The sequence below is a fragment of the Rivularia sp. UHCC 0363 genome (genome assembly GCF_034931125.1).
Classification (GTDB): domain Bacteria; phylum Cyanobacteriota; class Cyanobacteriia; order Cyanobacteriales; family Nostocaceae; genus Rivularia.
In genome coordinates this window covers 28,534-36,318 of the sequence record NZ_JAYGHM010000046.1, presented here as the reverse complement: position 1 = coordinate 36,318, position 7,785 = coordinate 28,534, and the positions used below count along the sequence as shown (strand labels likewise).

Annotated in this window: 4 protein-coding genes; 1 reads left to right on the top strand and 3 read right to left on the bottom strand. The window is 39.9% G+C overall.

What is annotated here, in order from left to right:
* Positions 1-124: 124 nt before the first annotated feature.
* From VB797_RS23085 to VB797_RS23075, 3 genes are all read right to left on the bottom strand, one after another.
* Complete coding sequence (locus tag VB797_RS23085; protein ID WP_323240083.1) at positions 125-1,564, bottom strand: ATP-dependent DNA helicase RecQ; 1,440 nt, start codon at positions 1,562-1,564, stop codon at positions 125-127.
* Between the two features lie 150 nt (positions 1,565-1,714).
* Entirely contained in the window at positions 1,715-4,594 is a 2,880-nt protein-coding gene (locus VB797_RS23080) for an ATP-binding protein (RefSeq protein ID WP_323240082.1), read from the bottom strand.
* A 103-nt stretch (positions 4,595-4,697) separates the two neighbouring features.
* The gene (locus tag VB797_RS23075) at positions 4,698-6,053 is read right to left on the bottom strand and encodes an ATP-binding protein (RefSeq protein ID WP_323240081.1); all 1,356 of its coding nucleotides are present in this window, start codon (positions 6,051-6,053) and stop codon (positions 4,698-4,700) included.
* A 377-nt stretch (positions 6,054-6,430) separates the two neighbouring features.
* Here VB797_RS23075 and bchI point away from each other — a divergent pair, with 377 nt between their 5' ends.
* Positions 6,431-7,552, top strand: a complete 1,122-nt coding sequence (bchI, locus tag VB797_RS23070; protein ID WP_323240080.1) for a magnesium chelatase ATPase subunit I — start codon at positions 6,431-6,433, stop codon at positions 7,550-7,552.
* Positions 7,553-7,785: the final 233 nt, after the last annotated feature.

The following is a 7,785-nucleotide window of genomic DNA, read 5'->3' as shown; positions in this document are numbered from 1 at the left end:
AACCATTACCCATTACCCATTAACCATTACCCATTACCCATTACCCATTACCCATTACCCATTACCCATTACCCATTACCCATTCCCCATTACCCATTACCCATTACCCATTCCCCATTACCCATTACCGACAATTATCACAATGTCCGCAACGCAATAATGCTTCTTTTTCAAATCCGAAAGCGGTTAATAAAAATTGCCAGCGACATTTTTTCGTTGTTAGATACTGCTGCATCTGATTACCTGATCGCGATCGCCGTTCTGGTTTAATTTGTGAGTTTTTATCAATGCTGTAGTTGAAAGGATCGATCCACTTTAATTTACCCATGCTGTGCAGCAAGGAAAGTGCGATCGCAGCATCGGGAAATTTTCGCGCTACTATATCCACTTCTCCTGTCGGTGGTAATTTTTTAATTAGTTGTTTTGCTGTCAACTGTTGTTCGCGTACCTTGTCTTCAAAAAATCTTTGTCTTTGTTTGTCTTCTGGATTTAATAATCCGGTAGGTTCGCTAATTAATGTCAGCGTTTCTGCTGGTTTCCCGTCTCTTCCTGCACGTCCAATTTCCTGTACGTATTCCGATAGTAATAATGGTGCTTGAAAGTGAATCACCCACCGAACATCGGGTTTATTGATTCCCATCCCGAAAGCTGAAGTACATACTACAAAAGGGATTTTTCCACTCAACCAGCTAGCTTCAACTTCGCGTCTTTCTTCCGCTCCCAGTCCACCATGATAACTAGCCGTGCTATGACCTCTTTGCGTCAACTGTGCGGCTAAATCTTCGCTATCTCGTCGCGTCCGAACGTAAACTAATCCACTTGTTTGTGTATTTTTTTGAATAAACTTTAATAATTGTTGCGTTCTTCCTTGTGGAGTCCAAACAATCCGGACATTCGGGTTAAGATTATTTCTATAAGGATTCAGTCTAAATACAGCAGGTTGCTGTAATTGCAAAGTTTCGGAAATTACAGTTTGGGCTAAAGGGTCAGCTGTGGCGGTAAAAGCGGCTAGCGCTATTTTTGTTCCTCTTCTTTTTGTCTTGAGTAGCGCTGGTCTTACTGCCCCTAATCTTCGATAAGCTGGTCTGAAGGTATCCCCCCACTGTACTAAGCAATGGGCTTCGTCTAATATTAAGCCGTTAATTTCAAGTTCTGGATGAGATAATTTTTCCCAAACTGGGGGACTGAGTAAAGTTTCTGGAGATAGGTAAAGTAATCTCAGTTTTTGTCTTTCCAAAGCCTGTAGTGTTTCGCGACGTTGGGAAGAAGATAATTGACTGTGTAATAGTGCTGCTCTGAGTTTGCGTTCTTTTAATTCCTGTACTTGGTTTTCCATCAACGCTACCAAGGGAGAAACCACCAAAGTTAACCCCGTCTGTAATAGTGCGGGAAGCTGGAAGCAAATTGATTTACCTCCGCCGGTGGGCATAATAATGATGGTATCTTTTTTGGCGAGTAAACTTTCAACTATTTCGCCTTGGGGTGGACGGAAATCTTCATAACCCCAAATTTGTTTAAATGTAGCGCGAACCTGCTGCCAAGAGGGAATTTGGGCTTGATTCATAGTAAATAGATAGATGCACCCTTTTCCTTGCACACTTTTTATGCCGAGCTTTGAATATAACTTTTATTTGTCACATGATGCTTCAGTAAGTTTACTGTATGCATTAAAATTTTTGTCGGTTCAATAGTGGTTCGATGGTTGCAGAATTAGTTAAGCAAAACCGATTGCGATCGCAGTTAATAGGGTGAATACTCCCAAGGTGATTAGTGCAGCAAATAATACTTTTTGGTAAATGCGGTTGAGTTTATCTTCGCTGATGATTCTTTTGTTTCTTTCTTTTTTAAGTTCTGTAATTAGTTCATTGATTCGTGGTTTTTGCTGTTTTTGAATAAATGAGGCTAAGTAATCATGTACTAACTGATATCTATCGGCAGGATTTTCGGGTATTAAAACTACGATACCTGCTTCTACAAAAATTCGTAATACTAAGTCTAATTGATTGCTTTCTTTGGTTAATTCTTCTAAAGATAAAGCTCGTAAATCTCTTTCTAATTCCGAACGAGTTTTCAGGGGACGAGTACCTTTTTCATCTGTAAGTAAATATAGTAGCAATTCGGCTACTTGACGATTGATTTCCCCACAATCTTCTACTACTTCCTTCATGTAGCGCTTGACTAATTCTTCTTTAGGTCCACAATTATCATACTGAATTAATTTAGTAATATTCTCGGTTTGTAGTTGCGCTCCCACGACTTGTAATTCAATGGGACGCACTTCTCCATACTTAACTGATAAATCTTGTACTAGCTGGTCTATTAAACTTGGTTCTAAATGAAAATTAGAATGTTGCGTTAAGCGTTGAATTAAAGATTTAGCATCCAATGAGGCAAAGTTATCTAATTTATAAAGAATATTTTTACTAAGAATATCATTATTGATAATATTCATGCTTGATAGACGATTGCATTCCAACAAATAATGCAGATAATCTTCTCGTAAAGACAAAATAACTTTGACACTTAAAATATTGAGACATTTTCCCATAAATTCAAAAAATTGCATTCTTTGAACGGCTGAATTATAAACAAAAAATAATTCTTCAAACTGGTCAAATATCAAGACTATTCGTAAATTATGCCATTCACTTTGTCGCAACAATTCTAATATTTCTTCAGGTGATTCGGGATTTGAAAAAGGAAAATGATAAACTTTTTTGCCCGGTTCTCCATCTATTCCAAATTGGATTCCTTTAGACTTTAAAGCTTGAACTAATAATTTCCCTAATTCATATATCCAATTAGTGTAAATTCTGACATTAACTGGAACTATCTCTTGTAAACCAATAGAACTATTTTTTAAAGCCGGGACTAATCCTGCTTGTACCAAAGAACTTTTACCTACACCAGAATATCCATGAATAACTACCATTTTACAATCTGGACGAGCAATCTTTTCTAATAGTTTTTGTACGTCTCTTCCCCTACCAGATGCAGTCATTTCTGGAGCAACAGTTTCTAATACAGATGCTGCTTGTATGGAACTTGTATGTAAAGTTTCTACAATTAACTTTGCCTGTCTTTGCGGTTGAATAATTCCTGCACCAATGAAGGCTCGAAAACCATATTGTTGTTCGATGGAACGCTGTTCGAGCTTCACGCGAAATGCTTCTAAATAACGATATTCTTCCCAGTAAACTTCGCGCAAAGCCTGTAAAATCCGGATATATTGATGCGGGTTATCTTGAGAACCAATATCTCGTGCCATTTGCAGGTGTTTTGTTGCTCTTGCTTCTTGATTCAGATGTTTTTCAGCTATTGCTAACAGAAGTAAATATAACGCGCGATGTTGCAATTGTGCTGAGGGAGCTTTGGCAATATTATGTAATGCTTGATAAGCATATTGTTTTGCTTGAGTCCATTGATTTTGACTCGATGCAACTTCTGCCAAAAAGCCGTAAGCTTGCGCTACTCTGAGGGGATTTCCATATAACTGCTGCAAATCTAAAGACTTTTGAGCAATATTTTTTAACTCATTCCAATCTGACAAACGCTGTAAAACTTCACCTAAAGGATTAATAAATTTAGCTACTAAATTTGGATGATTAGCTTGAGTAAAAATATCGATACTTTGTTGAAAATATTGTTTCGCTGCTTGAAGAAAATCAACAGATCTCAAACGATATCTTTGAGCTTGTTGAAAATAGCATAAACCGATATAAAACAAAATGACTCCCATGCGGAATTGAGAATCGGGGAGAGGGGATGATGTAGACAATCGACTAGTATCAATAGAATTTTGCCAAAAAGCCAAACTTTGATGGTAATATTCTAAAGCTTGCTCCATGTGATTTTTAAGATAAGCATCTTGTCCTAAAACAAACTCTACACTAGCCTTGAGAGCAGGTGCTAACTCATATCCCCTACCCTTTAAATCTTGGAGTGCTGTGATTACCTCCCGACGACGTAGGTATCCCATTTGCCACCCCAAACAGTAAGCATCGGCTGCTAATGATGTATCAAATAAAGCATCTGTATCTTCCTTGAGAGTTGTAGTTAATTCGTTTGTGGCGATCGCAAACTCTGTAGTAGTGGCCCAACTCTCGAAATCGCTTGCTGAACGCACCAATTGCGGTAAAACTTCATCCGTAACCCACAAGATGACGGGGAAATGAAACTGCTTGCGAAACTCTTCCCTTACCTGATTGGTAGCACTCAACATTTGTTTTAAATTATGCACCGACTCTAAGTAGAAAACCATCAAAGCATCCGGTGGATTATCTTTAACCTCAGCAGCAATAGTTCCGTAAAGAGTTTTATCAGTACGCTTTAAATTTAGAATACGTACATCAAGATCGGTTAACTTTCGTAAGCGTTTTAACAATCGCGATCGCAACCGCAAATAATTACACCGTGCCAAAATTAACTTAAACTCACCTCTCGATGCTTCCAAAGTCCAAGCAAGTTCCTCTAAACCTTCCTCGTTGGAAGGGGAGGGGAGGAGGGGGGGAGGGGGGGAGGGGGGAAAATTATCTTGTTGTCCATTTGTCCCCTTGTTTTGTGATTCTTTACTATCTTCTAACTCTTCACTCATAACTCCGAACACGGATTAAATGGATTACACTGATGACACTGATTAATAACAAAGAGTGTTCCTAACTCATAACTCATAACTCATAACTCCTAACTCCTCACTCTTACTCTTCCAACTCGCTCGATTCTGCCAAAATCGGATTAATATCAAACCAAGATTCCCCACCAGCATCGCGATATTCAAATACCAAACGACTGTGAATTAAAGCTTGATACTCCAAATCACCTCTCACTTTTTTGCGCTTCCTTACCTGACGTAATAATTCCCATTCATCATCGGAAATTTGCATCGTCATTTCATTACGACGGTAGCGAATTAGAGCTTCCAAAGTTTGACGTGACAGAGGAAGTTTTCTCTCTCTCTGAATCCAGTTATTTAACAACCGCAACAAATCCCGGACGTGTCCTCCACTTACTTGACACAATCTATCCATACTTTTTGCATCTTCAAAAACCTCCGTAACTCGATTCAAACGTTGCTGTGGGTTTAAATCGGGAAAAGCTCGTGCTAACACCATTTGTCGTAACAACACCATCCCCGGTTCAAAAGTACTTCCGTCGGGTAATTCCACTGATACCATTGGTAACACCTTTGGGTCTTCCGGAAATCGCTGAGTCAAGTTTCCATAATCATTCGAGAACTTTAAAGCTAAAGGCATTGTGTAAACAACATGACATCGTAACTTCGTCAAATACTCGCTCTGATCTATAAATAAATACTCTTGCTGCGGTCTTCCCCATGACTTAGCACGAGAATCAACGCGATCAAGATTATCGACTATCACTACCAATCCTTTCTTACCCTGTTGCTTCAACTTTTCTACAGCAGGTTCAAGCAATTCAGAATTAATAGCTTCTAACAACTTAGTTTTTTGAGGCCCCAAATACTGATTTAAACGTCCTCGTAAAGTAGCATCATCCTTAGTTTTCGCTGTAATTTCCCCAATCCCGAAAGCCAAAGAAAACTTATCTTTATCCGAACTCACACCAATATCACCAATAACCGGGAGTTTAGCCTTCATCCCCATAACTTCTGCATTCAGAACCCTCCAAGCACCCTGTAGCAATTCCTTCAACAGACTTGGTTCATCCAAATCAATATCGTCCAAGCTCTGACTAACCCGACGTGCCACACTTAGCAGGAAATCTCCGATATCAACATCAGCCATTTCCATATCTTCGCTAGACTCAAAATAGACCACATAAAAGCCTTCCGCTTCCAATTCCGTCTTTAGTCTCAGTAACTCAGTAGATTTACCACAGCCAATATGTCCTGTAAACAACACACAAGTTGGTTCATCCGGCGAGAAAAAAGTAATATTATCTCGCAACTCCTCAATAATCTTGCCACCCCTTACCGAAGAGAAATCAATATAGTATTTCTGGTCTTCAACATTTTCGATAACCAGAATTTTACTAGGATTCGTAGCCTGAAAAAACTTGCGTAAATCTATGGTCATAGCATCAAACCCCTACTTTTTCTATCGTTTGAACCCCAATAGATTTACCAGCAGCCTAAATGAAACTAGAATAAATAACTAAAAATAAAACTAGAAATAATACTTAAGCCGCAAGTACTACAACATCAAACTTATACTATGGTATAGTCCTGATTAACAAAGTGTTAAGTGATAAAATATACTTTTGATTGAAAACTTGCGCTTAGATAACAAAATTGGGAATTGGGCATAGTTAGGAATTGCGAATTGGTAATTGTCTCCATCTCCCCATCTCCCCATCTCCCCATCTCCCCATCTCCCCCTATACCTCAATCCTCTGATATGGCAAAATAAGAAAGGGAATAAGAGAAATAATATATATAAAGGGTAATTTATAGGTGAGTTCTACTAGTCAGAAGAATGCTATTGCACGGCGCGTTGTATTTCCTTTTACCGCAATTGTGGGTCAGGAAGAAATGAAACTGGCTCTAATTTTGAACGTGATTGACCCCAAAGTTGGGGGTGTAATGATCATGGGCGATCGCGGTACGGGAAAATCAACTACCATTCGAGCGCTGGCCGATCTACTTCCAGAAATTCCCGTAGTTGCCGATGACCCTTTTAACTCACATCCCACCGACCCAGATGTGATGGGTGATGAAGCTCGTCAAAAGTTAGAACAAGGTGAAATTTCTGTAGCTCAGATGAAAGTACCAATGGTAGATTTACCCTTGGGAGCGACAGAAGACCGAGTTTGCGGCACTATTGATATTGAAAAAGCTTTATCGGAAGGTGTAAAAGCCTTTGAACCGGGACTTTTAGCCAAAGCCAACCGAGGTATTCTCTACGTTGATGAAGTTAACTTATTAGATGACCATCTAGTAGACGTACTTTTAGATTCAGCCGCTAGCGGTTGGAACACCGTCGAACGTGAAGGAATTTCCATTCGTCACCCAGCGCGTTTCGTTTTGGTTGGTTCCGGTAATCCAGAAGAAGGAGAATTGCGACCCCAATTACTCGATCGATTCGGAATGCATGCCGAAATCCGCACCGTCAGGGAACCAGCATTAAGAGTGCAAATCGTCGAACAAAGGTCAGATTTTGACCAAAATCCCCCCGTATTCCTCGAAAAATACCAACAACAGCAGCAAGAACTGCAACAGCGTATCATCCAAGCCCAAGAACTTTTACCCTCGGTGAATATGGAATATGATTACCGGGTCAAAATTTCTGAAGTATGTTCGGAATTAGACGTAGACGGATTACGTGGCGACATTGTAAGCAACCGTGCAGCCAAAGCCTTGACAGCATTTGAAGGACGTAACGAAGTCACCATAGACGACATTCGCCGCGTTATTAGCCTGTGTTTGCGTCACCGACTGCGGAAAGATCCCTTAGAATCCATTGATACCGGCTACAAAGTAGAAAAAACCTTCTGTCGCGTCTTCGGTGTAGAACTCCCAGAAGATGCAGCCAACGTCAATGGAACCGGGCAAAAAGTTGGAGCAGCAAGGAGTTAGGAGTGAGGAGTTAGGAGTTAAGAATTAGGAGTTAGGAGTTAGGAGTTAGGAGTTGATGGTCTGTCTTATTAATTTTGAGGTATAACGCGCTCGTAGTGCGAGCTTCTAGCTCGCTAGCTACCACAAGGGAGCGAGACGCTCCCACTACAGAATTATTATCTATCAGAATTAATGAAACGCACTATTAGGAGTAAAAAATTATCCATCTCCCCTTGTCTCCCCATCCCCCCATC